Below are 23481 nucleotides of genomic sequence, written 5' to 3' on the forward strand. Positions count from 1 at the left end.
GCGGCCAGTCTGTGCAAGAGAAGTCCTCTCCGGAAAAGAAAACAGAGGAGTAAGTGGGGCGGCCAGCGAACACCGGTTTATCACTGGTGTTCGCTCTGCGCGCCAACCGACGCTTCGCAGCGCACCCTGAGAAGCTTAGCTCATCCGGGCGTTGGGGAAGAAAAGCTGCTGGCCGTCACGGGTGTAGTCGGCGATGGCGGACTGGCCCTCGTCGGACAGGATCCAGTCGATGAACTGCTGGCCGAGATCCGCCTTCACGTTTTCACACTTGTCAGGATTGACCAGAATCACCCCGTACTGATTGAACATCCGCTCGTCACCTTCGACAGCGATCTTGTAGTCACCCTTGTTGCCAAAGGCGATCCAGGTCGCCCGGTCGGTCATCGCATAGGCACCCATGCCGACCGCCGTGTTCAAGGTGGCGCCCATGCCCGAGCCGGTCTCCCGGTACCAACCACCGCTGTCACCACTGGGATCGACACCGGCCGCCTTCCAGAGAGCCAGTTCTTTTTTGTGGGTACCGGAATCATCGCCACGCGAGGCAAAAGCAGCCGCACTTTCCTTGATCTTCGCCAGCGCCGCCGTTACGTCCTTGCCACCCACAACACCCGCTGGATCGTCAGCCGGCCCGACGATAACGAAGTCATTGTACATCACGTCGGCGCGGCTGACGCCATAGCCTTCGCTGACGAACTTCTGCTCAGCGGGTTTGGCATGGACCAGCAATACGTCGCCGTCGCAGTTCTGCGCATTCTTGATCGCCTGCCCCGTTCCCACAGCCACCACACGCACCTCGATACCGGACTTCTCCTGGAACTGCGGAAGCAGGTGATCGTAGAGACCGGAGTTCTGGGTCGAGGTCGTCGATTGGACGATAATGAAATCCTCCGCCGCCAGAGCGGCCCCTTGCAGGAAGGCGGTGGCGGTGAAGATCGGGACGGCAAACTTCAGAGCTTTGGCGAGCATTTCGGGTTCTACCTTCTTGGCTGACTATGGGGAATCAAAGCAGCAGGTCACCGGCCAGGTAAGCCCTGGCTTCTGCGGATTTCGGCGCCTGAAAAAAAAGTGCTGCCGGCGCGGCCTCGAGCAGACGGCCTTTGTGCAGGAAGCAGATGTCATCGGCGAGGCGCTGGGCCTGACCCGCCTCGTGCGTCACCAGGATTACGCGCACGCCATCGGCTGCGGCCCGCATGACCAGGGCCTCAATGGCCGCCGTCGCTTGCGGGTCCAGGCTCGCCGTGGGCTCATCCAGCAGCAGATACTTCGGACTGGCGGCCAGGGCGCGCACCATGGCCACCCGCTGCTGTTCGCCACCGGAAAGCACCCGCGCCGGCCTATCCGCCAAGGCCTCAAGCTGGCCCAGAGCCAACAACTCGGCCACACGCGCGGGTCTTTCCCGCCGCGCCATGCCGAAGGTCTTCAGGGCATGGTCGAGATTGGCCCTGACAGAGCGGCGCAGCAGCACCGGTTTTTGAAAGACCAGGGCAATCTGCTGCGGCAAAGGCCTGCCTTTGGCAAAATGGATGGTGCCGGCAGTCGGTGCGATCAGTCCGGCGATGAGCCGCAGGGTAAGACTTTTGCCTGCTCCGTTCGGGCCCATGAAGGCAGTAACACCGCTCGGACCGAGATCGAGGCTCAGGCCGTCGATCACTGCCTTGCCGCCTCGCTCGAGTACAAGACCGTCGAGACGGATTGCCGGCGACGGCGCGTTTTCCTCACCGAAGTCTATGGCCAGGACCTCAGGCATAAGCCATCTGCTCCGCCGTTCGGCGCAACCCCATCAGGCCCGCATTGATCAGAATCGAGAGGCATACCAGGATGATCCCAAGCCCGAGCGCCAAAGCCAACTCTCCCTTGGAGGTTTCCAGCGCAATCGCCGTTGTCATCACCCGGGTCACGTGATTGATGTTGCCGCCGACGATCATCACCGCCCCCACCTCGGCCAGGGCGCGCCCCAGGCCCGCCAGCGCCGCTGTCAGCAGCGAATAACGCGCGTCCCACAACAGTGTCGCCACGGTGCCGATGCGGCTGGTCCCCAGAGAGCGCAGCAGCTCGTCATACTCGCTGTTCAGATCTTCGATGACCTGTCGCGTCAGCGCGGCGACGATGGGCGTCACCAGAATGGTCTGGGCAATGATCATCGCCGTCGGCGTGTAAAGCAGTTGCAGTACGCCAAGCGGCCCGGCCGAGGACAGCAGCAGATAAACCGCCAGCCCCACCACCACCGGCGGCAGGCCCATCAGAGCGCTGACCAACACCACCAACACCATGCGGCCGGGAAAGCGCCCGACGGCCAGCAAGGCACCAAGCGGCAGACCGATGACACAGGCAATGGCCACGGCGGAGAACGTCACCCGCAGCGACAGCCCGATGATCTCGGCAAGCGCCGCATCGAAGCCGACAATCAAAGAAAAGGCCTCCGCAAAAGCGGCCCCAAAATCCTGCATTGCCCCGTCTCTGTCCCCTGATCTGCCGAATCTATGTGTTATTATGCATTTTATGTCTTTTTCTACGATACAGGCAAGCCTGCTGCGCGCGGAGAGCCGCATGAGCCGATCCGAAAAGGCGGAGACAGGCGGGTTTCAGGGATGATCTCAGAGGAGCGGACAGCAAAACACGGCGCCAACCCGGCAGGGTCGGACGCCGTGTTTTGGGACAGATAAACCTACTTCTGGTCGGCGCGGCGGAAGGCGCCCTGGACGATGCGGTCGATGACCATGGCGCAGAACAGGATGGCGAAGCCGCCCAGAAGACCCGGCCCCTTAGCCGCGTATTGCAGCGCTTCCAGGATCACCTTGCCGAGTCCGCCACCGCCGATCAGCGAGATGATCACGACCATGGAGAGGCACATCAGAATGGTCTGATTCACTCCGGCCATGATCGACGGCAGCGCCAGAGGAAACTCCACGTCCTTCAGCAGCTGCCAACGGGTCGCACCGAAGGCGACCGCCGCCTCTTTTATGCTGTCCGGCACGCCACGCATGCCGAGCGCCGTCAGGCGGATCACCGGCGGCATGCCGAAGATGATGGTTGCCAAAATCCCCGGCGGATTGCCGGTGCCGAAGAAGGCGATGATGGGAATCAAATAGACAAAGGCCGGCAAGGTCTGCATCAGGTCCAATACCGGTTCGGCGCCCCGGTAGGCGCGCGCCGACTTTCCGAACCAGATCCCCAAGGGAATGCCGATCGTCACGCAGATCAGCACCGCAGCGCCCACCAGCGCTACCGTCTCCATGGAAATCTCCCAATAGCCCAGCAGCGCCACATAGGCGAGCGCAGCGGCGGTAAAGATCGCCACGCGCGGCCCCGCCGCCCGCCAGGCGACGACGCAAATCACCACCATAACCACCGGCCAGGGCGTCCCGATCAAGGCCAGGGTCAACGTGTCGAGCACCGCACGCACGCCAGCGGTGATGCTGTCGAAGGCGCCGGAACCGGCGGTGGCCGCCGCATCGATCTGACGGTCCATCCAATTGGCAACACCAGTGTAGATGGTCTGGCTATCAGTGGACAGAACAAGCTGACTGACTTCGCGCTCCGGGAAGCCGCTCAGCATTTCGATCGGGCTCGCAGAAGTGAACTTGTAGACAGTCAGAGGCGCAATCGCCAGGACCAGCAAAATGCCGAGAATCAGACGCTGTGTCTTGACCCCTGAGTCGACATGGGACGGGTCGATGCGCCAGCGCGAATACTGCTTCTCGTAGATGACATTGCTGTAGAAACCTTCGACGAGCTTGATCACCAGCAAGAGGGCCAAGCCGATCATAAGGATGCTGAAAGCCTCAGCATTGGCTGCTTCGGCAGCCTGTTGGTTCCGCTCGACAGCGCGCGCCATGTTGCCGGCCAGCGTCTCGAAACGGCTGGGGTCTTCGCCGGCCAAGCGGGCAGCCTCGGCGCGCTCGGTGAATTCGGCGGCACGTTCGGTCTGCCGCGCGGCGCGCTCAAGAAACTCCGCGCCCGGATTGCCCCAGGCACCGCGGCCGATCTGCACCCAGGCGATCACCTCCAGGATCAGGAAACCCCAGAAGGACCCCCAGACACCGCGCATCGCCGCCCAGATCGGACCCAGAAGCATTGCCGCCAGATTGAAGCTCGTGGGGACCACACCCGTGGCTTCATGAATCTTGTGGAACGCCTCCGCATAGTATTCGCCATTGCTACCCGCAAAGCGGGAAATGGATGCATCGAGTTCGGCGCGGTCGACTTCAATCTGCGAGGCCGCCGTAACGGTCGTATCGGTCATTCCTTACCTCCCTGGATGCCACGCAGCAGTCGCGGCTTGGTCACGACGCCGACATCACGGCCGTCTTCAGTGATGACCACCGGCTGATCGGTGCCGACGGAGAGATCGATGAGTTGATCGAGATCCGATTCCGAAGAGGCCCGCGGCGCTGAGTCGAGCGCACCGTTGAATTTCTCCAAAGGCTCCATAATGGAATGGGCCTTGACCAGCTTGAGCTTCGAGATGCCCTGGACAAACTCCCGGACATAGTCGTCCGCAGGGTTGGTGACGATGTCTTCCGGCGTCCCGATTTGCACGATCCGCCCATCCTTCATGATGGCGATGCGGTGGCCGATGCGGATCGCCTCGTCCAGGTCATGGGTGATGAAAAGCGTTGTCTTCTGAAGCTGGGCGACCAGCGCCTTGAACTGGTCCTGAAGCTGCAGTCGAATCAAAGGATCGAGCGCGGAAAAGGGCTCGTCCATGAGCAGAATTTCAGGGTCGGAGGCCAGGGCGCGGGCAATGCCGACGCGCTGCTGCATACCGCCCGACAATTCCTTGGGCAGGCGGTCCTCGTAACCCTGGAGGTCCACCAGGGACAACGTATGATCCGAGACCGCCCAGCGCTTGGACTTGGAAACCCCGCGGATTTCCAGCGGATAGGCAACGTTGTCGCGCACCGAGCGGTGCGGCATCAGCGCCATGTGCTGAAACACCATGCCGATTTGCTTGGCACGAACCGCCCGCAGTTCCTTTTCGCCCATGTGGGCGATGTCGCGGCCGAGAATCTCGATCCGCCCGGCGGTCGGTTCGATCAAACGATTGACGTGGCGTACCAGGGTCGACTTGCCCGATCCGGACAGACCCATGATGCAGAAAATCTCGCCGCGCGGCACCGCGAAGCTGGCGTCAGCGACGCCGACCACACAGCCGAAGCGTTCCAGAACCTCAGGCTTTCCAATGCCCTCGTTCTTGACCGCCGTCATCGCCTCGCTGACGGCGCCCGGTGGCCCGAAGATCTTCCAAACGTCCTCAATTTTGACAGCAGCCTCGGTCACGGTATACCCCCCATCCGTGTCGAAAGGTGCCGGCCGCCGCAGAACGGCGGCCGGCGCGGACCGAAGGCTACTGGAGCCAGGACAGAACGGTGTCCTCGTTGGCGGCTACCCACTTCTTCGCGAACTCGGCTGGATCTTCTTTATTGATCACCAGCGCATAGCTCATCTCGGTAAGGGCTTCGCCTTCCAGCTTCATGTTGGAGAACAGTTTCGCCACCTCGGGATGCTTCTCCTCCAACTCCTTGGAGTAGTGGAGATGAAGCTTGGCGCCGTTCCAGGCGGAGCCGGCTTCCGACTTCGCGAGCCAATCCGGATCGTCGGTCGGCTGCACGACCTTCCAAGTCGCAGCGTTGTGCGGCGGCTCTTCCAGCGCGGTCAGTTCATGAACCAGGAAGATGTAGTGCGGCGTGTAGCAGAAACCGATCCAGGGCTTCTTCTCCTTCACCGCGGCATCCAGATTGGCGAAGGCCAGCGTCTCGTCGATCTCCAGCAACTCAAGCGTCTCGGCATAGCCGTAAGACTTCGCGCGAACACGTTCGACGATGGTGGAGGCCCAGCCCGGCGCACCGATCCAGATCTCACCGCGGCCGTCACCATCGCTGTCGAACAAGGCCGCCTTCTCCGGGTCGGTCAGGTCCTCGATCGTGGTGACGCCGTATTCCTCGGCAACGAAATCCGGAACGCACATGCCCTGTTCGGCCGAGATGCCGTTGGGGTTCATGGCAACCGAGCCGGAATCCTTGACGAACTTGTCGTGCAGGTTCTGCTGGTTGGGCAGCCAGACCTCCGGATGCGCGTGCATCGAGCCCTTGTCCATGGCTTCGAAAACCACGGGGTTGGTGCCGTTTTGCAGCTCGACCTCAAGGCCGAGATTATCCTCGATCACGACCTTCAGAACATTGGCCGTCGCATTGACCGAGGGCCAGTTGGGCACGCCGATCACGACGTCCGCGGCCTGTGCCGCACCGGCAAAAGTCAGGATGGCGGCCACCCCGACGCTGGAAAGTGCTTTGTTCAACTTCATAGCCTCATACTCCTGCTGTAGTTTTGTTATTGTCAGACCCGCCGGTCATCTCCGCCCGGGCCGTCCCCCATTCACTTGCCAACTCTGACGAACCGACTTCCCGGTCTGTCCGCCTTTCTTTCCCGGCTTCCCGGCCGGAATTCCTCAAACGCCCATCCTAAGCGCACTGCCTGACGGCGGCCTTGGCTTTCGCCATGGCCTCACGCAGCACTGCCGCGATGGTTTTGCAGTCGTCCTCGTCCAGCCACAACGGTAAACGCATGTCGCAAAGCCGATGCAGAACCCGGTCCGCATTGTCGAGCGCATTGCCCGCCGCCGCGCCCAGGTAGCGCCAGTGATCGTGGCGGCTGGTAAAGCCCACGGGATCCGGTGCTCCGAACCATTTGATATGAACGCCGTGTGCGGCAGCCTCGGCAGCGAAAACGGCAATCTCGTCATCGCCGAGGTCACTGCCGGTGACCGAGAACTGAAGAGAACTCGGGGCGAACTGCTCTTTCTCGGGGCGCCGGGGCAGCGTGATACCGTCGATATCGGCCATGTTCTCGGCCAGAACCTCGTAAATCTGCCGCCAACGCGCATTGCGTTCGTCGAGCAGCGGCAGTTGAGTTCGCAACAGGGCCGCGACCAAGCCGGACATGCGCATTGAGCAGTTCGGCGTGGTGTAGTGATGGCGCTCAAAGACTTCCAACGGCGGGCGCGCACGATGCTGGGCATAGAGCATGTAGCTGCCGGAGAGCAGGATGGCGCGTGCCGCCAGATCCTCATCGTCCGTCACGATAAGGCCGCCCTCGCCGGAATTGATATGTTTGAAAGTCTGGGTGCTAAAGCAGCCGGCCCTGCCGAAACTGCCGGTCAGGCGGCCGTCCCAGCCGGCCCCCATGGTATGGGCGCAGTCCTCTATCAAAACCAGGTTGTGACGCGCGCAGATCGCCATCACGGCATCCATATCGGGAATGTGGCCGCGCATGTACGACAGCATGAAGTAGCGGGCGCCGCTCTCTGCCGCCTTTCTGTCGAGATCGTCAAGATCGACCACGAAACGATCGTCGATGTCGACCAGCACGGCCTCGGCCCCGGCATGGGCGATAGATCCCGGCACCGGGGCCAGGGTAAAGGCATTGACCAGAACCTTGTCACCCGGCTCGACGCCCGCGGCCTTCAAGGCGACGAACAGGGCGCAGCCACCGGAGTTCAGACCAACACAGTACTTGCTGCCCATGTAGCCGGCGAATTCCTGCTCCAGCAGAGCCGCTTCCGGAATGCTGTTGCGGTCTTCGCCGTAGCGGAACAGGCGTCCGTCGCGCAGCAGCTTCACAGCCGCTTCAATGCCCGCCTCCGGGATCGGATCCGGAGCACTCAGGTCGCCACGGAAAACCGTGCCTCCCGTCTCCGATTGCCGATCCTGAGAAGTCATTGCGCCTTTGCCTCCGGCTCCAGTTGGAAACTTTCGTCGGGGAAGTATTTGGCCAACCTGACGTCGCCGGTCATGGCATGGCCTTCCATTCCCTCCAGACGGGAAATCCGGCTGGCGACCTGGGCAACACCGCGGGAAGCGCCGCGGGTCATGCGCTGATAGGTCAGCACTTTCACGAATTTCTGCGCATTCAAACCGCCGGAGTAGCGCCCGGCCCCCTTGGTGGGGAGAATATGATTGGGTCCGGAGCACTTGTCGCCGAAGGCCACCGTCGTCTCCTCACCGAGAAACAGTGAACCATAATTCTTGAGGGAGCGCAGCCACCAGTCCAGATCTTCCGCCTGTACCTGCAGATGCTCCGGCGCGTAGCGGTCGCAGACGGCGCAGGCTTCCTCCCGGGTGTCGGTCAGGATGACTTCGCCGAAGTCCCGCCAGGCCGCCTCCGCCGACTGACCCGAGAGGCCGGGAAGAGCGTCGATGATTCCGGGCATCAGCTCGATCACCTCCTCACCAAGCCGGCGGCTGGTGGTGACCAGCCAGACGGGGGAGTCAGGTCCGTGTTCGGCCTGACCGGCGAGGTCAGCCGCGACAATCGCTGCATCGGCGCTGTCGTCGGCCACGACCATCGATTCAGTCGGACCGGCGATCACATCAATGCCGACGCGGCCGAAGAGCATGCGTTTGGCCTCAGCGACGAAACTGTTGCCCGGCCCGACGATGATGTCGGCCGGAAACCCGGTGAAGTGTCCATAAGCCAGTGCCGCAACACCTTGCACCCCGCCGAGTGCGAGAACATGGTCGGCACCGGAAAGCTTCATAGCATAGAGGATTGCCGGGTGGATACGTTCGTCGCCCTTTGCCGGCGAGGTGGCCACCACGTTCTCGACCCCGGCCGTTTTGGCGGTGCAAACGCTCATGATGGCCGAAGCGGCATGGGCATAGCGCCCGCCGGGCACATAACACCCGGCGGTGGTCACGGGAATAAGCCGCTGACCGGTCATCAGGCCGTCCAGCAGCTCGACCTCGAACTCCTGCTGGGAGTCCCGCTGGCGTTGGGCAAAATCGCGCACCCGGGCGTGAGCGTACCGCAGATCATCTTTGATGGATTCGGGAAGCTGAGCCTCCGCATCGCGGAACCAATCGTCCGGCACCAGGATGTCACCGTCCCAGCTATCCAGCTTCTTCGCGTATTCCCTGCTTTTGGCCTCTCCGCCCGCATCAAGTTCGGCCAGCATCTCCGCAACGATTTCCGTTGCCTTGGAGCCGATCGCCTCGACACCGCCGGGGGCCCTTTTCAGGTAAACCTCTCCCATCGCCTATCTAATCCCGTTCCAAGCCGCAGAACACTGCAACCTGCGTCACAGCCTCCATGAAAGCGCTTTCAAATAACGCCCTTTTCATGAAAAGATCACATAGTTTAGCATAGAGTCAACCGGCAAGGTTGTTATGCCGGTTAGCCATTGGAATATAATAAAATTACCCATTAGCATCACAGCAGAAACTATTGAAATCAGGCGCTTGATAGCCAACTTCCGGCCAGTCCGGCAGCAACGGCAGAACGAAAATGGAAGGGCTTTCAAATTGAGCCGCAGAGAGACCACAACCTTGGATGACGTGGCCCAGGCCGCAGGCGTCTCCCCGGCGACGGTTTCGCGCTGCATAAACCAACCCCAGTCGGTACGCGCGGAAAAGCGCGTGCGCATCGAAAGAGCCATCGAGCAACTGGGTTATGTTCCCAATGGGTCCGCCCGCGCCCTGGCATCGCGGCGCTCGCGCATGATCGGCGCCATCCTGCCTTCCCTCGACAACATGCTCTTCGGCGGCCCGCTGGAGACCTTTCAGAAAGAGATCGGCAGCGCCGGCTACACCGTCGCCGTGGCCTGCTCGGAATACGATCAGCAACACGAGCGCACCCACATCCGCAACTTTCTGGAAAGCCCAGTCGATGCACTGCTGCTGGTCGGCGGACATCGCGACCCCAACATCTACCGGCAAATCGAGCGCCAGGGCGTTCCCTATGTCCTGACCTGGGTATCCAGCGGCGACCGCGAAGAACACTGCGTTGGCTTCGATAACTCTGCGGCAGCCGGTCATCTCGTCGACTATCTGGTGTCCCTTGGGCACCGGCGCTTCGGCATGATCTCCGGCTTCATCGAGCAGAACGACCGGGCCGGCGCCCGCCTTGCCGGTGTCCGAAAAGCCCTTGCCAAACACGACCTCTCGTTGGAACCGGACCATCTGCTGCAGCGCCCCTTCGAGGCGGATGCCGGGCGGGACGCCTTCCACATTCTGATGTCGGCAGTGGAACCGCCGACGGTCGTGGTCTGCGGCTCCGAGCCCCATGCCTATGGTGCGCTCTTTGAGGCTCGGGACATGGGGATTGCCGTCCCTGACGACGTATCCATCACCGGCTTCGACGACATATGGCTGTCGAGCCAGACGAGCCCGCCGCTGACCACGGTCCGCACACCACGCGAAGAGATGGGCCGGCAGGCCGCCCATCACCTTCTGGCCCAGCTGCGCGGCGAGCGGGTGGTCGCCCCCCGCCCCTTGGAAACCACGCTCGTGGTGCGCAAGTCGACGGGTCAGCCGCGGCCGACACCAGGGCTCAACCGCGGACACGTTTGAACGCGGGATCATAGCGGCAGATTTCACCGACCCGCGCCGGCACCCTCTCCCCCAAGATCTCGACATCAAGCCGGCTACCCTGCCAAGCAAGGGGCGGATCGACAAATGCCAGAGCGATATTTTCTTCGAGGCGATGCCCCCAACCGGCCGAGGTGACACTGCCGACCACCTTTCCGTCGGAAAGAACAGAATCGCCCGGCTGAGCCGGTGATACAGCTGTATCGATGGTCATCGAGGCGAAGCAACGGCGGGGGCCCGCAGCGGCCATGCGCTCAAGGGCGGCTTTTCCGATGAAGTCCTTGTCCTGAAGCACAAAACGGTCCAGTGCGGATTCCAGCGGATTGTATTCGGTGATCAGATCCGCTTTCCAATGACGAAACCCTTTTTCCAGACGCATGGACTCCGTGGCGTAGAGCCCAAAGGGCTTCATGCCATGTGCTTTGCCCGCCTCCCAAAGACGCGCAAAGACGACAGAGAGCTTTTCGTTTGGAACATGCAGTTCCCAGGCACACTCTCCGGAAAAGGAAACCGACATGGCCATCACCTCGTCCGCACCGATGGCGACCGGGCGCACCGACAACCAGGGAAAGCCCTGCGGCGACCAGTCCGTTCCCGGCGCCGCGCCCCTAAGCACATCGCGGCTGCGCGGACCGGCGACAACCAGAATGGTGAAATCATCCGTCAGATTCGTAATGCGGATCGAGCCGTCTGAAGGCAGCCGTTCGCGCAGCCAGTCAAGGTCGTGGTATTCGGCAGCGGCCGCGGAGCCGTACCAGACCCGGCCGGACCCCAGTCGGGCGATGGTCGCCTCGGCTTTGATATTGCCCTGTTCGTTCAGCAGATAGGTCAGCGACACCTTGCCGCTTCGCGCCGGCAGCCGCGAACAGACGATACCGTCGAGCCAGTCATCCAAACCCTCGCCCATGATTTCATAGCGATTGAATCCTGAGACCTCCATGATGCCAACGGCATTCTGAACCGCTCTCACTTCCTCGGCGACGACATCAAAGGTGTTGTTGAAGCGAAAGGAGTGCCGCTCTTCGAAATCCGGATTTGGTTTGAAGTAGAGTGCCCGTTCCCAGCCGTTCACCACACCGAAGGCAGCCCCCAGTTCCTCCAGGGCGGAATAGAGCGGCGTGGTCTTCATCTTTCGCCCCGCCGGCCGGTACTCGTGCGGCATGTGAAAGCGGAACTCGTTCTGATAATCCTCCACTGCCTTCACAGCGGTGTAGTCCACCGTGGCATGGCGCGTGAAACGCCGAGGATCGAGCGGCCAGGTGTCGTAGCAGGCCTCGCCCTGCACCATCATCTGCGCCAGCAGCCAGCCGTGGCCGCCGCCCTCGCCCAGGCCGGCGCGCAGACCAGTGATGCACCAGGCATTGCGCTTGCCCGGTATCTTGCCGACCAGCGGCAAACCGTCCGGCGTGTAGGTGATCGGTCCGTTGATGACGGAGTGGATACCAGCCGCCGTCAGACAGGGCAGACGCCTGAAGGTTCCCTCCATGGTATCGATGCAGCGGTCCAGGTCATCCGGACAGAGCGCATTGGTGAAATTCGGATCGATGCCGTCCAACCCCCAGGTCTTGCAGCCCTGCTCGTAGAAACCGACCAGCAGGCCCTGTTTCTCCTGACGGGAATAGAAGTCGTCGGTCGGGCAGCGCAGCAGCGGCACGCGGAAGTCCAGCGCCGCGATCTCCGGGATCGGCTCGGTCAGCAGGTATTGATGCTCCATCGAGGCGACCGGGAGTTCGACGTCCATCATCGCGCCGATCTCGTTGCAGCGGTATCCGCCGGCGTTGACGACCATCTCGCAACGGATGTCACCTTTGTCGGTATGGACAATCCACTCGCCGTTCGCTTGCTGAGTGAGATCCGTTACCGGGGTGTGGCGATAGACCTCGGCGCCGGCCTTGCGCGCGCGCCGCGCCAGCGCCTGGCAGAGCTGGGCCGGATCGATATCACCGTCGAGCGGGTCCCAAAGCGCGCCCAGAAGGCTGTCGGTGGTGATCAGCGGATGGCGGCGCTTGCACTCCGCCGGGTCGAGAAGCTCGAAGTCGACCCCCATCCCCTTGGCCAAGGAGATAAAGTGACGATAGCCGTCAAGGTGGTCCTGGGTGGCAGCCAAGCGCAAGCCGCCGGTGGCGTGGTGGTAGTTGATCGGATAGTCCGGGTCATCGGCCAGTTCCTTGTAGAGCCGGATCGAATGGCTCTTCAGCCCGATCATGACCTGGTTGGCGCCGAAGTTGGTGACCTGGGCCGCAGAGTGCCAGGTGGTGCCCGACGTCAGTTCGTCACGCTCCACCAAAACCACGTCCTGCCAGCCTTCTTGCGTGAGGTGATAGAGCGCGCTGCAGCCGCCGATACCGCCGCCGATCACCACGACCCGGGCCTGCGTTTTCATGGTCTCAAGCACTCCCAAAAAGGCCCGATCCAGCCGAACTTCCTTCAACTTCTTCTCAACATGCGCGACGGAAGAGGCTGAATTAACTGGAAAATCGCTCGTTAAGGAAAATCATGGCGGCCGCTTCGATTTTCCTTAACGTCCAGGCTGAGGACCTGCGATCGAGTGCCAATTCAGGCAGACTGAATGACGGCGCCTCAACAACCGGCGCGCAGGAGAACCAGGCCATGACCTCTGAAGAAACCAGGATCGGTCGGCGCGGTCGCGGGAGAGCCGCCCGTGTCGCCGCGCGCTCTGCGCCGGAGGCGGAGGTCGACCCTTGCCCGCCCGGCCAGCCCGGCGGCAGCTACCGGCCCTTGTCCGACGCCGATCTGAAAGCGATCTGCGATGAGGCCTTTCGGGTGCTGGCGGAAATCGGCATGGGCGACGTGCCCGCTGTTGTTCGGCAAAGGGCCCTTGACGCCGGCGCAGAACTGAACGCTACGGATCGGCTCTGTTTTCCCCGCACCATGGTCGAAGACATCATCGACGGAGCCGCCAAACGTTTCGTCTATCACGGGCGCGACCCGCGCCATGACTTCGAGATCGGCGGAGATAGAGTCTACTTCGGTACCGGTGGCGCCGCGGTCCAGACGCTCGACCGCGAAACCGGTCTCTACCGGCCCTCAACCCTTGAGGATCTTTACGACTTCACCCGCCTGATCGACACCCTGGCCAACGTGAGCTGGTTCACACGCTGTTGCGTGGCGACCGACATTCCCGACAATTTCGATCTGGACGTGAACACCGCCTACGCACTGCTGGCCGGGACCACCAAGCCCGTCGGCACCTCCTTCACCCTGCCGGACTATGTGGCACCGGTCATCGAGATGTTCGACATGGCGCTGGGCGGCAGCGGCCGTTTCTGCAAGCGCCCTTTCTGCAAGGCCCATATCAGCCCGGTCATCTCACCCCTCCGCTACGGCGAGGATGCCGTCGGCGTTACCCTGGAGTGCATCCGCCTCGGCGTTCCCATCAACGTTATCGTCGCCGCCATGTCCGGCGCCACCGCGCCGGCCACACCCGCCGGCTTTCTGGTGCAGTCGACCGCCGAAACCCTGGCGGCGCTTATCCTGGTGAACCTCTTCGCCCCCGGCTATCCGATGATCTTTTCCAACTGGCCCCTGGTCATTGATCTGAGAACAGGTGCGTTCTGCGGCGGCGGTGGCGAGATCTCTGTTATGAACGCCGCCTCCGGCCAGATCAGCCGCCACCTCGGCCTGCCCTGCGGAGTCGCCTGCTCGATGTCCGATGCCAAGGCCGTAGACGCGCAAATGGGCATGGAAAAGGCGCTTTCCGCCCTCGCCGCCGGGCTTGGCGGCGCCAACATGATCTATGAGTCATCCGGCATGATGGCGAGCCTGCTGGGTGTTTCTTTCGAAGCTTTTGTCGCGGACGATGAAATGCTGAGCCATGTACATCGCGCCATCCGCGGCATCGAGGTCACGGAGGAAACCCTGGGCTTCGAAACCATCCGCGAGGCCGTCGCCGGCGAAGGGCACTTCCTCGGCGCCGCGCAGACCATGGCCGCGATGCAGCGCGATTATTTCTACCCGAGCCTCGCCGACCGCAGCGAACCCGCGACCTGGGCAGAGGCTGGCGCCAGCGATCTAATGGCACGCGCCAGGACTCGCTGTGACGACATTCTCTCAACCCACTACCCGGTCTATATTGCGCCGGAAGCCGACGCTGTGATCCGCGAGCGTTTCAACATCCTGCTGCCGCGGGAGCGGATGCAGCGGCAGTGACCGGTTCGGACAGAACCTCGAAGAGGTTCGACGGCATTTCCGGGAACTCGCGGAGACCGGAGGCTACCGACTCTTCAAGCAGTTGCCGGCTCAGCGCCGCGACCCTCGCCGGCAGTTCTCCCAGCTCGCCGCGTCGCGTCACAAGATAGACCGAGCGCGAGAGACGGGTGAAAGGCGACGGCAAGACCTCTACTTCGGCCGCAAAACGTGCGGAATCGAGGATGTTCAGGGGCGTTCCAAGGGTCCAGCCGCCGACCATGGCGACCATGGCGAGGATCGAGCGGGATGCCTCGAAAGAAAAGCGGCGCTCCGCAGAGAAACGATGGCGGCGCAGATGCTGCTCCACCAAGCGCCCGATCGGCATCTTCTCATTGTGATGCACAAAGGGCTTTTGCTGCAGTTGCGGTAAAGGGGCAGTGTCCTTGTCGAGCACGCCCTTCGCAACGACCAAAGCAAAGGTCTCCGTCAGCAAGGGCAAGACATCGTAGCTGGACGGATCTTCCGGCGGCAGGCCGGTGATTGCGAGATCCGCTTCCCGGCGCACGAAGAGGTCGGTGATGAAGTCGGAGCGACCGGACACGGCACTGAAAGCGGTCGTCGGATGAGCACCATGAAGAGCATTGATCAGGCGGGGTGTGATGGAGGCATCGAAGTCGTCGATGACCGCAAAGCGCAGCTGCGGCAGAGAGGACAGATTGAGTTCCATCATCTGCGCCTGGGCTTCGGCCACGGCCATCAGGACCTTGCGGGCGTGGCTCAGCAGCAGCGCCCCTGCCGGGGTCGGACGGATCGGACGCTCCGAGCGGTCCAGCAGGCGGGTACGGGCAAAACCCTCCAGGTTGGCGATCTGCTGGGACACCGCGGCGGCGCTGGCACCCAGCCGCTCCGCCGCCTTGGCCATGGAACCCGTTTCGTCCACGGCCACCAGCACCCGCAGCGCTCTCAGGGAGACGTCAAGAGGGGCTTCCGGGTTCATCGCCATCCGATCATCATTCATGTTCAGGTTAACTTATGCCCTTCATAAACTCAGCTTAATCATAGATCACCCCTCGCCCCTGGAGCCAGAGGTCTCTCTGAAGCCAGAACAGGCCGCTGGGCAAAGGGTCGAAAAGGGCTTGGGCACCCACAATGCGGCTGGTAGGTGGAGAAACCCGCGTTGCAGCGGTCCAAGTTCAAGAGGGAAAGCGCGAGATGAGCCGGCAGCCCAACATCCTGATCCTGATGGTCGACCAGTTGACCGGAACGCTCTGTCCGGACGGGCCGGCGGATTTCCTGCATACGCCCAGTCTTAAGGCCCTGGCCGCCCGGGCGCTGCGCTTCACGAACTGCTACACACCGAGCCCGCTCTGCCTGCCGGCCCGGGCCTCATTCATGACCGGGCTGCTGCCGTCGCGGACCGGGGTCTATGACAACGCCGCGGAGTTTCCCGCCAGTCTGCCGACCTTCGCCCACTACCTGCGGCGCGCCGGCTATCGCACGGTGCTGAGCGGCAAGATGCATTTCGTCGGGCCCGACCAACTGCACGGCTTCGAGGAGCGCCTCACCACCGACATCTATCCGGCCGATTTCGGCTGGACCCCCGACTACCGCAAAGCAGGTGAGCGGATCGACTGGTGGTACCACAACCTTGGCTCGGTCACCGGCGCGGGCGTAGCCGAGATCACCAATCAGCTCGAATTCGACGACGAGGTTGCTTTCCACGGAGAGGCTGAGATTCATCGCCTGGCCAGAGGCGGCGATCCCCGCCCCTGGTGTCTCACCGTCAGCTTCACCCACCCCCACGACCCCTATGTCGCGCGGCAGGAATTCTGGGACCTCTACGAGGATTGCCCGGCCCTGATGCCTGATGTGCCGGCGCTGTCCTTTGAGGCGCAGGATCCGCACAGCAAACGGATACTGGAGGCCAACGACTTTCGGCGCTTCGATATCACGCCGGCACAGATCGCCCGCGCGCGCCGCGCCTACTTTGCCAACATCTCCTATCTCGACCACAAGATCGGACGCCTGCTCGATACCCTGCAGCGCTGCGGCATGAGCGATGACACGGTGGTGCTATTCTGCGCCGATCACGGCGACATGCTGGGCGAGCGCGGCCTGTGGTTCAAGATGAGCTTCTTTGACGGCTCCGCCCGGGTGCCCTTGATGATCGCCGGACCGGGCTTCGAAGCCGGCCGGACAGACACGCCCGTTTCGGCACTCGACATCGCCCCCACCTTGATCGACCTGGCCGGGGTTCCGGCAGACACGATTACTGCCGGACTGGACGGCGAGTCTCTGTTGCCGCTGACGCAGGGGATAACCCGCCAGTCACCGGTGCTGATGGAGTATGCCGCGGAGGCGTCCTACGCCCCAATGGTTTCGATCCGTGAAGGCCGCTTCAAGTTCAATCACTGTGAGTTGGACCCGCCACAGCTCTTTGACCTCGACGCAGATCCCCAGGAACTGACCAACCTGGCGGAAGATCCAACTCAGGCGCAACGGGTTGCGGCCTTCATGGATCAGGTCCGCCAGCGTTGGGACATGCAGCGCTTCGATACCGAGGTGCGCGAAAGTCAGGCGCGCCGCTGGATTGTCTACGAGGCTCTGCGCCAGGGACGCTACCGGCCGTGGGACCACCAGCCGGACCCGAAGGCTGCGGAGCGCTTCATGCGTAACCACATGGACTTGAACGTCGTCGAGGAAGAAGCCCGCTATCCGAAGACATAGCCGCGCTGGCCCTGTCAGTGGGCCGGACGGGGCTCCAGAATCGGATAGGCCGCGGTCGAGAGATGAGAATTGATCCGGCGAAAGTCCCGCAGAATGTCCAGGTGCAGAACCGAGGTATTCATCGATTCCACCCGGCCTTCGTTGAGCCGCTTGAAGTGCTGCCGGTTGGAGCGGTCCACCCGCTCCCGGTAACGACGCTTCTCGATGAGCAGTTGCTCGGCCAGTTCTCCGTCCTCGGTCAGAAACACATCCAGCGCCAGCCTGAAGTTACTGACCAGGCCTTCATGAAGATCGAGTATCTCGGCCCAGCCTTCCGGTGAAAACTCGGTCTCCGCAAGCTTGCGGCTGCGCGCCAGGTCCATCAGGTTGTGATCGACGATGTCGCCGATGTGCTCGAGATTGGTGCTGAACTCGAAGATCGCACTCGCCCGGGCGGCCTGTTCGGTGGTCAAGCGCTCCCGCATAATCGAGGCGACGAAGAGGATGACCTCCCGGTGCAGGGAATCGACGATCTCGTCGCGCTCCCGAATCAAAGGAACCAGCCGCTTGTCGCGAAAGGCCTCGATGGTGTCGTTCAGCATCTGGTGTACCGTCTCGGCCGCCCGCAGCACTTCGCGCGAGCAAGCGGCGAGGGCTCTGTCCGGCCGCTCCAGGTCCGCTTCCTGAAGATAGATCGGCACGCCCAGGTCGACTTGATCCGTGACCGGGGCCGCCGGCTGCATCCGGGCGATCCTTTTGCAGATCGTTTCGACAAAGGGCAGAAACAGCAACGCCAGGGCAGCGTTGAACAGCAGGTGGAAAAACACCACGAGGTTATCAGCCGCCAGCCCCGTCGCCGCAGCCAGGTTCGTCAGCTGAACCACGAAGGGAGCAACCGCTATGGCGCAGAGGACTCGCAGAGCGAGGTTCCCCAGTGGGATGACTCGCCCTTCCCAATCCTCACTCCAACTCGCGATCAAGGCCGGGGTACCGGAAGCCAGGTTGACCCCAACGACCAGTGCGAAACCCGCTTCGATGCCGATCAAACCTTCGGCGGCAAAGCTGGCGACCAGCAGAACGGTGGCCAGGCTCGAATAAGTCGCCAGTGTCAGCAAGGCACCGACCAGGACGGCCAGAGCAAGGTCTTCGCCCAAGGCAGCGAGGATCAGCGAGACGGTCTCCGAAGACTTCAATTCCTGCGTCGCGCCGGAGATGAGCGAGAGAGCCAGAAGTACGAAACCGAGACCGAGAGCAAAGCGGCCAAGGTTCCGGTGGGTCTTGCCGGAGGTGACCATAAAGACCACGACGCCGACCATGATGAGTGGCGGCGAAAGCGCCGCAACATTCTGCGAAAGGACCACCGCCGCGACCGCCGAGCCGACATCGGCACCCAGCGCTGCTGCAAGACCGAGTGCCGCCAAGAGCCTGCCCCGCGACGCAAAGCTCGATACCATGGTGACGACGGCAGTCCCGGACTGTAGGGCCGCGGCCGTCACAACGCCGAAGCCCAAGGCGGACAGGCGGTTGCCCGCAATCTTCTTCAGCGCGCGTTCGAGTTGGGTAGGGAAAGCCCGCTCAAGAGCCGTTCTTACGGTGCGAACGCCCCAGACGAGAAGCGCAACAGCGCCGAGAAGTGCCAGCAGCGTTTCCATCACCCAGCCTCGCAGTTACCACCATAGACTTCGCGAACTCCAGGCACAGCGATGCTCAAACCACCTCTCACTCTCTTGTCCGATGCGAATCCTAAAGCGCCTCCTAATACTAAGGGAGCTATTGGAGGCAGCCAAGGCGTTCGTTTTGCCGGTAGATCGGGCCCGAAGAGGTGACTGCCCGCACAGCATACCCAGACAACACCCGACTTCGGCGCTCAATCCGATTGCGGAAACGAGCGCTCCGACGGGTCCACGCTTTCGATGTAGTCGCGGATCATGGTCAAAAGAATCTGCTCACCTCTGTCCAAGCGGGTGCGGTCGTTGGTGACCAGATGCACATCGACGGCCGGCAGATCGACATACGGCGGAAGCTGCCATAGGCGACCGTCGCGAACATCCCGCTCCATGGCATGGACCGGCAATGAGCCGATGCCCATTCCGGCCATGATCATTCGGCGCACCTCTTCCAGGTTAGAGGAGACACCTGTCGGTTCCTCGCCCAACTGGTGGCTGCGCCGCAGATCGGCCACCGGGTGCAGCGCATCCGACAACTGATCGGTCTTGAAGGAAACATAGGTGCTGTCGCGCATCTCATCCATAGTCACGTCCCTGCGCCCAAAAAGCGGATGACTCGACCCGCAGAAGAATCCGAACTGCTCGCGAAACAGGACCGATGTGTTCAGGCGGCGTTGCTGGTGCGAAAGCAGGCAGATGCCGAAAGAGCAGAGTCCGTTCCGCACGGTGCGGATCACCTCGACACTCGGCATCACATCCAGAGTGAAAGTGACCGCCGGGTAGCGCCGGTGGAAGCGCCCCAGGAGTTCATCGAAAGGCGGAAAGACGACATAGCTCACGGTCGCAATCCGGATCGCGCCGGCAACATCCTGATCGGCATCGCTGAGCAAGCCGCCGAGTTGACCCAGGGTGTCCAGAACCTTTCGGCTCTCCCGATAGAGAACGGCACCGTGCTCGGTCAGGGCGAAGCGGCCGCCGCCGCGCTCGACCAGGCGCCGGCCGACTTGGTCTTCCAACCGCTTCAAGGCGCTGCTGATGGTGGGCTGGGTGCGCATCAGCCGGTTTGCGCCCCGCGTGATACTGCCCTCATCGACAATGACCACAAAGGTGCGTAGCAAATTCCAATCAAGGTCTCCGAAAGCGTCGCGCGCCAGATAGTCCGTCATACCGTCTGCCCGTGAAATAGATTCTATCAATACTGTTATTGTCTCACAGAGATACAGAGAATGTCTATCGCCGGCCGGCCAAGCGGCTGCGCAGCGGCCGGAGGTGGGGTACGATCCGCAACTTGGGGATCGCTTCGAGTCCCCGCCTTCAGACGTCAAGCGGGGCCGGATCTGGTGCAACAGGGGGAAAAAGGTGAATCGGTTTAATCTTGATGGGGCTCTGGCGCTGGTCACCGGCGCCAGCCGCGGCATCGGCAAAGCGATCGCAATCGGATTTGCAGAGGCGGGCGCGGATCTGGTCATAACCGCGCGCTCTGCCGCTGCACTCACCGACACCGCAGCGGCGGTACGGGCATCGGGACGGCGGTGCCACGTCTTCACAGCCGATGTCGCGGAGGTCGCGAGTATTGAGAGTCTCTTCGCCGAAATGGACGCCGCCGGGTTACGTGCAAGCCTGCTTTTGAACAACGCGGGAATGGAAGAGGTGCGTCCCTCCGTGGAGGTCGACGAAGTCCTCTGGGATCGCATCCTGGACACCAACCTGAAAGGTGCCTTCTTTGTCGCCCGGCAGTTTGCCGCGAGGCTGCTGGAACACGGGCAACCGGGTACGATCATCAACACCTGTTCCCTCGCCTCCGCCGTCGGTGTTCCGACCGCCGTGCCCTACACCGCCTCAAAGTCCGGCATGCTCGGCATGACGCGTGCCCTCAGCAGCGAATGGTCGCCGAGCGGCATCCGTGTGAATGGTATCGGCCCAGGTTATTTCCGCACCGAGTTGACGGAGGTGTTCTACGAGGATGCGGCGTGGCGCAGCGCCATGTTGGCGAAAATCCCCATGAAACGATTCGGCGAACTGGAGGACCTGATCGGCACGGCGATCTATCTCGCCTCTCCGGCTTCCACATACGTGACCGGGCAGCTTGTCTTCGTCGACGGCGGTTACCTCGCTTCCATCTGACCTGTCAAACTCAAGACTTTGCTGAAATATCGGCCGCATGCCTCCCGAGCGGGATAGCCGGGCGGTCTACACAACTCTACGCGGCAAAACTGTTGCTTCGACCGTTCGCCTGACAACGACCAACAGTCAGGACAGATCAAGTTGTATATACAACGCTTGACAGGCAGAGAGGTGCCTGCAACGGTTTTGGTTCTTGCGAAAATTCTGTGTTCCGGAAGGCAGGGAAGTGGCCGCACCAGCCTGCATGGTCGAGATTTGCGACGTCTCGAAATCCTTTGGGGATTTCCGCGCGGTCGACGACGCTTCGCTGGCGCTGCCCAAGGGAGAGTTCCTGACCATCCTCGGCCCAAGCGGTTGCGGCAAGACCACCCTGCTGCGCATGATCGCCGGCTTCAGCAAGCCGGACGCCGGCAAGATCCTGATCAACGGCGGGGAAGTCGAAAATGTCCCGCCCCATAAGCGCTCGATCGGCATGGTGTTCCAGCGCCTGGCGCTCTTTCCGCATATGACCGCCGCCCAGAACGTCGCCTATCCCTTGAAGATGCGCGGTTTCGACCCGAAGACCATTCCCGATCGCGTCAGCGAGTATCTGAAGCTGGTTCGATTGCAGGGTTATGAAGAACGCCGGCCGCATCAGTTGAGCGGTGGCCAGCAACAGCGGGTCGCCATCGCCAGGGCGTTGTCCTTCAGCCCGGACCTGCTGTTGCTGGACGAGCCGCTGTCGGCGCTCGACAAGAAACTGCGCGAGGAAATGCAGCTCGAATTCCGGCGCATTCAACAAGAGTTGGGCGTCACCACCATCAACGTCACCCATGACCAGCGTGAAGCGCTGGTGATGTCCGACAAGATCATCGTGATGAACGCCGGACGCATTCAACAGTCCGACAGCCCGGAGGCGGTGTATCGCGCGCCGTCCAACCGTTTCGTCGCCAACTTTGTCGGGCTTACCGCGCTCTTCGGCGGCGCGATCGAAAGGGTCGATGACGAGGGGGTGGTCGTACGCGTCGGCGAGCTGGCTTTGCGGGCAAGGGCCGGTGAAGCGCTGCCCCCCGGCGCCTCTGTCGACTGCGCCATTCGGGCGGAGCAGATTCGGATTCTGGCCGACGACGAAGAGAACGATGCCGGCCGCTTTGACAACACGGTCACCGGCAAGGTCGATCAGCGCATCTTCGAGGGGGATCGCATGGTCTACCAAGTCACGGTTCCCAAGCTGGCCGATGCTACGCTCTTCGTCTTCGACCATGACCCCACCCACCACGCCGAGCGCGGCCAGTCAGGCGCTTTGAAGCTGGCCTGGAACGCAAGGGACATGCTGACTTTTCCAACCAACCCATAAAAACGCCGTCATAAACAAGGAGGCTTCGATGTCAGATAAAAACACCCCCTTCGGTTTCGACCGCCGCCGCTTTCTGCAGGGATCGGCGCTCGCCGCTGGCGCCCTGGCCCTGCCACAGTTCGCCCTCGCCCATGGGCACACCAAAAAACCGAGCGAGCTGATCGTGCGGGCCTGGGGCGGCGCCTGGGGGGAATCACTGAAGGCCGGCGTCGCCGACCCCTTCACCGCTGCCACGGGCATTCCCGTGCGCCTGGACTTCACCGAGGACAACGAAATCAAGCCGAAGATCTGGGCCGCCGTCGACCAGGGCCGGGTGCCCCCAATCCATGTGAACTGGGACACCACCACGAACGCCACCATCTCGGCCCTGCGCGGTGCCACCGTCGACCTTGGCGATCTGAAAGGTCTGGACGGGCTGCTGTCCATCGCCAAGCCGACCGGCATCGACGGTTGGCCCCTGGTGAACACCTATTCCTATGTCTATGTCTGCGCCTACCGGCCAGAGGCTTTCCCGGACGGACCGCCCAAGTCCTGGCGGGTGATGCTCGATCCGAAATTCAAGGGCCGCGTCGCGCTCTATGACGACGGGATCGGCTTCAATCCCATCGCCGTCATTGCCGGCGGCGGCACGGCGGCCGACATCCCGAGCAACATGGAACCGGCTTATGCCTTCTACCGCGACCTGAAGAAGAACGAGCCCTTGCTGGGCGAAGATGCGGACTTCACCACTTGGTTCCAGAATGGTGAAATCGACATCGCCTGCACCATCTCGGTGAACGCCCGGGCGGCAAAGCAAAAGGGCATCAACGTCGAATGGACGGTGCCGCAGGAAGGCTGCAAGGTCGACACCGACGGCCTGTGGATTCCCAAGGGCCTGCCAGAGAATGAAGAGTATTGGTCCAAGCGCTTCATTGAGTTCGCCGTCACCCGCGAAGCGCAGGAGAAATGGTGTTCCCTGCTCGGCCTGCCGCCGGTGTTCCCCGGCCTTGAGCCGCCGGCCGATCTTGCCGGCGATCCTTCCTATCCGACCGCGCCGGCGGATTTCGAAAAGCTCGTCAGCGTCCCCTCGCCTATTCTGGTCGAGAACCAGCCGATCTGGTTCGCCAAGTTCAGCGAGATCATGCAAGGCTGATCC

The 23481-nt window shown here is 62.3% G+C and carries 18 protein-coding genes; 6 read left to right on the forward strand and 12 right to left on the reverse strand.

Annotation, left to right across the window (positions count from 1 at the left end; genetic code table 11):
* Positions 1-135: 135 nt before the first annotated feature.
* From ACP146_RS13365 to hisD, 8 genes are all read right to left on the reverse strand, one after another.
* On the reverse strand, positions 136-966 hold the full coding sequence (locus ACP146_RS13365; RefSeq protein ID WP_422367256.1) for a substrate-binding domain-containing protein: 831 nt from the start codon (positions 964-966) through the stop codon (positions 136-138).
* A gap of 34 nt (positions 967-1000) precedes the next feature.
* Positions 1001-1747, reverse strand: a complete 747-nt coding sequence (locus tag ACP146_RS13370; RefSeq protein WP_422367257.1) for an ATP-binding cassette domain-containing protein — start codon at positions 1745-1747, stop codon at positions 1001-1003.
* Positions 1740-2447: an ABC transporter permease gene (locus tag ACP146_RS13375; RefSeq protein WP_422367258.1), complete on the reverse strand. Its 708-nt coding sequence runs from the start codon at positions 2445-2447 to the stop codon at positions 1740-1742. The genes ACP146_RS13370 and ACP146_RS13375 overlap by 8 nt, the downstream gene beginning before the upstream one ends.
* Positions 2448-2665: 218 nt before the next feature.
* Complete coding sequence (locus tag ACP146_RS13380; protein ID WP_422367259.1) at positions 2666-4243, reverse strand: ABC transporter permease; 1578 nt, start codon at positions 4241-4243, stop codon at positions 2666-2668.
* A complete protein-coding gene (locus ACP146_RS13385) occupies positions 4240-5280 on the reverse strand; it encodes a quaternary amine ABC transporter ATP-binding protein (RefSeq protein WP_422367260.1) in 1041 nt (346 codons plus the stop codon). Before ACP146_RS13385 ends, ACP146_RS13380 begins: the two co-directional genes overlap by 4 nt.
* A gap of 67 nt (positions 5281-5347) precedes the next feature.
* Positions 5348-6304, reverse strand: coding sequence for a glycine betaine ABC transporter substrate-binding protein (locus ACP146_RS13390; RefSeq protein WP_422367261.1), 957 nt, complete (start codon positions 6302-6304; stop codon positions 5348-5350).
* A gap of 157 nt (positions 6305-6461) precedes the next feature.
* On the reverse strand, positions 6462-7718 hold the full coding sequence (locus ACP146_RS13395) for a DegT/DnrJ/EryC1/StrS family aminotransferase (protein ID WP_422367262.1): 1257 nt from the start codon (positions 7716-7718) through the stop codon (positions 6462-6464).
* Positions 7715-9031, reverse strand: a complete 1317-nt coding sequence (hisD, locus tag ACP146_RS13400; RefSeq protein ID WP_422367263.1) for a histidinol dehydrogenase — start codon at positions 9029-9031, stop codon at positions 7715-7717. The genes ACP146_RS13395 and hisD overlap by 4 nt, the downstream gene beginning before the upstream one ends.
* A 268-nt stretch (positions 9032-9299) precedes the next feature.
* Here hisD and ACP146_RS13405 point away from each other — a divergent pair, with 268 nt between their 5' ends.
* Complete coding sequence (locus tag ACP146_RS13405) at positions 9300-10346, forward strand: LacI family DNA-binding transcriptional regulator (RefSeq protein ID WP_422367264.1); 1047 nt, start codon at positions 9300-9302, stop codon at positions 10344-10346.
* Here the strand turns inward: ACP146_RS13405 and ACP146_RS13410 are convergent.
* On the reverse strand, positions 10327-12747 hold the full coding sequence (locus tag ACP146_RS13410; RefSeq protein ID WP_422367265.1) for a GcvT family protein: 2421 nt from the start codon (positions 12745-12747) through the stop codon (positions 10327-10329). The two genes, ACP146_RS13405 and ACP146_RS13410, sit on opposite strands and share 20 nt — an antisense overlap.
* 227 nt (positions 12748-12974) lie before the next feature.
* On the opposite strand from ACP146_RS13410, the gene ACP146_RS13415 reads away from it, so the two are divergent.
* Positions 12975-14534 carry a trimethylamine methyltransferase family protein gene (locus ACP146_RS13415; RefSeq protein WP_422367266.1) on the forward strand — a complete coding sequence of 520 codons (1560 nt, stop codon included), beginning with the start codon at positions 12975-12977 and terminating at the stop codon, positions 14532-14534.
* On the opposite strand, the gene ACP146_RS13420 is transcribed toward ACP146_RS13415, so the two are convergent.
* Complete coding sequence (locus tag ACP146_RS13420) at positions 14494-15531, reverse strand: LysR family transcriptional regulator (protein WP_422367267.1); 1038 nt, start codon at positions 15529-15531, stop codon at positions 14494-14496. The two genes, ACP146_RS13415 and ACP146_RS13420, sit on opposite strands and share 41 nt — an antisense overlap.
* Positions 15532-15725: 194 nt before the next feature.
* Here ACP146_RS13420 and betC point away from each other — a divergent pair, with 194 nt between their 5' ends.
* The gene (betC, locus tag ACP146_RS13425; protein WP_422367268.1) at positions 15726-17240 is read left to right on the forward strand and encodes a choline-sulfatase; all 1515 of its coding nucleotides are present in this window, start codon (positions 15726-15728) and stop codon (positions 17238-17240) included.
* 14 nt (positions 17241-17254) lie between these two features.
* On the opposite strand, the gene ACP146_RS13430 is transcribed toward betC, so the two are convergent.
* Positions 17255-18871, reverse strand: coding sequence for a Na/Pi cotransporter family protein (locus tag ACP146_RS13430; RefSeq protein ID WP_422367269.1), 1617 nt, complete (start codon positions 18869-18871; stop codon positions 17255-17257).
* Positions 18872-19086: 215 nt separating this feature from the next.
* Positions 19087-20052 carry a LysR family transcriptional regulator gene (locus ACP146_RS13435; protein WP_422367270.1) on the reverse strand — a complete coding sequence of 322 codons (966 nt, stop codon included), beginning with the start codon at positions 20050-20052 and terminating at the stop codon, positions 19087-19089.
* Positions 20053-20245: 193 nt separating this feature from the next.
* Between ACP146_RS13435 and ACP146_RS13440 the strand changes: the two genes are divergently transcribed.
* The 3 genes from ACP146_RS13440 to ACP146_RS13450 all read left to right on the forward strand — a co-directional run bounded on the left by ACP146_RS13440 (position 20246) and on the right by ACP146_RS13450 (position 23478).
* Positions 20246-21010: an SDR family oxidoreductase gene (locus tag ACP146_RS13440; protein ID WP_422367271.1), complete on the forward strand. Its 765-nt coding sequence runs from the start codon at positions 20246-20248 to the stop codon at positions 21008-21010.
* Between the two features lie 226 nt (positions 21011-21236).
* Entirely contained in the window at positions 21237-22346 is a 1110-nt protein-coding gene (locus ACP146_RS13445) for an ABC transporter ATP-binding protein (protein ID WP_422367272.1), read from the forward strand.
* A 28-nt stretch (positions 22347-22374) separates the two neighbouring features.
* The gene (locus ACP146_RS13450) at positions 22375-23478 is read left to right on the forward strand and encodes an ABC transporter substrate-binding protein (RefSeq protein WP_422367273.1); all 1104 of its coding nucleotides are present in this window, start codon (positions 22375-22377) and stop codon (positions 23476-23478) included.
* Positions 23479-23481 lie beyond the last annotated feature (3 nt).

Source organism: Pelagibius sp. (genome assembly GCF_965249265.1).
Lineage (GTDB): Bacteria > Pseudomonadota > Alphaproteobacteria > Kiloniellales > Kiloniellaceae > Pelagibius.

Coding starts and splice junctions, on each gene's coding strand:
- ACP146_RS13365 (WP_422367256.1), bottom strand. CDS start 966: ATGCTCGCCAAAGCTCTGAAGTTTGCCGTCCCGATCTTCACCGCCACC.
- ACP146_RS13370 (WP_422367257.1), bottom strand. CDS start 1,747: ATGCCTGAGGTCCTGGCCATAGACTTCGGTGAGGAAAACGCGCCGTCG.
- ACP146_RS13375 (WP_422367258.1), bottom strand. CDS start 2,447: ATGCAGGATTTTGGGGCCGCTTTTGCGGAGGCCTTTTCTTTGATTGTC.
- ACP146_RS13380 (WP_422367259.1), bottom strand. CDS start 4,243: ATGACCGATACGACCGTTACGGCGGCCTCGCAGATTGAAGTCGACCGC.
- ACP146_RS13390 (WP_422367261.1), bottom strand. CDS start 6,304: ATGAAGTTGAACAAAGCACTTTCCAGCGTCGGGGTGGCCGCCATCCTG.
- ACP146_RS13395 (WP_422367262.1), bottom strand. CDS start 7,718: ATGACTTCTCAGGATCGGCAATCGGAGACGGGAGGCACGGTTTTCCGT.
- hisD (WP_422367263.1), bottom strand. CDS start 9,031: ATGGGAGAGGTTTACCTGAAAAGGGCCCCCGGCGGTGTCGAGGCGATC.
- ACP146_RS13410 (WP_422367265.1), bottom strand. CDS start 12,747: ATGAAAACGCAGGCCCGGGTCGTGGTGATCGGCGGCGGTATCGGCGGC.
- ACP146_RS13415 (WP_422367266.1), top strand. CDS start 12,975: ATGACCTCTGAAGAAACCAGGATCGGTCGGCGCGGTCGCGGGAGAGCC.
- ACP146_RS13420 (WP_422367267.1), bottom strand. CDS start 15,531: ATGAATGATGATCGGATGGCGATGAACCCGGAAGCCCCTCTTGACGTC.
- betC (WP_422367268.1), top strand. CDS start 15,726: ATGAGCCGGCAGCCCAACATCCTGATCCTGATGGTCGACCAGTTGACC.
- ACP146_RS13430 (WP_422367269.1), bottom strand. CDS start 18,871: ATGGAAACGCTGCTGGCACTTCTCGGCGCTGTTGCGCTTCTCGTCTGG.
- ACP146_RS13435 (WP_422367270.1), bottom strand. CDS start 20,052: ATGACGGACTATCTGGCGCGCGACGCTTTCGGAGACCTTGATTGGAAT.
- ACP146_RS13450 (WP_422367273.1), top strand. CDS start 22,375: ATGTCAGATAAAAACACCCCCTTCGGTTTCGACCGCCGCCGCTTTCTG.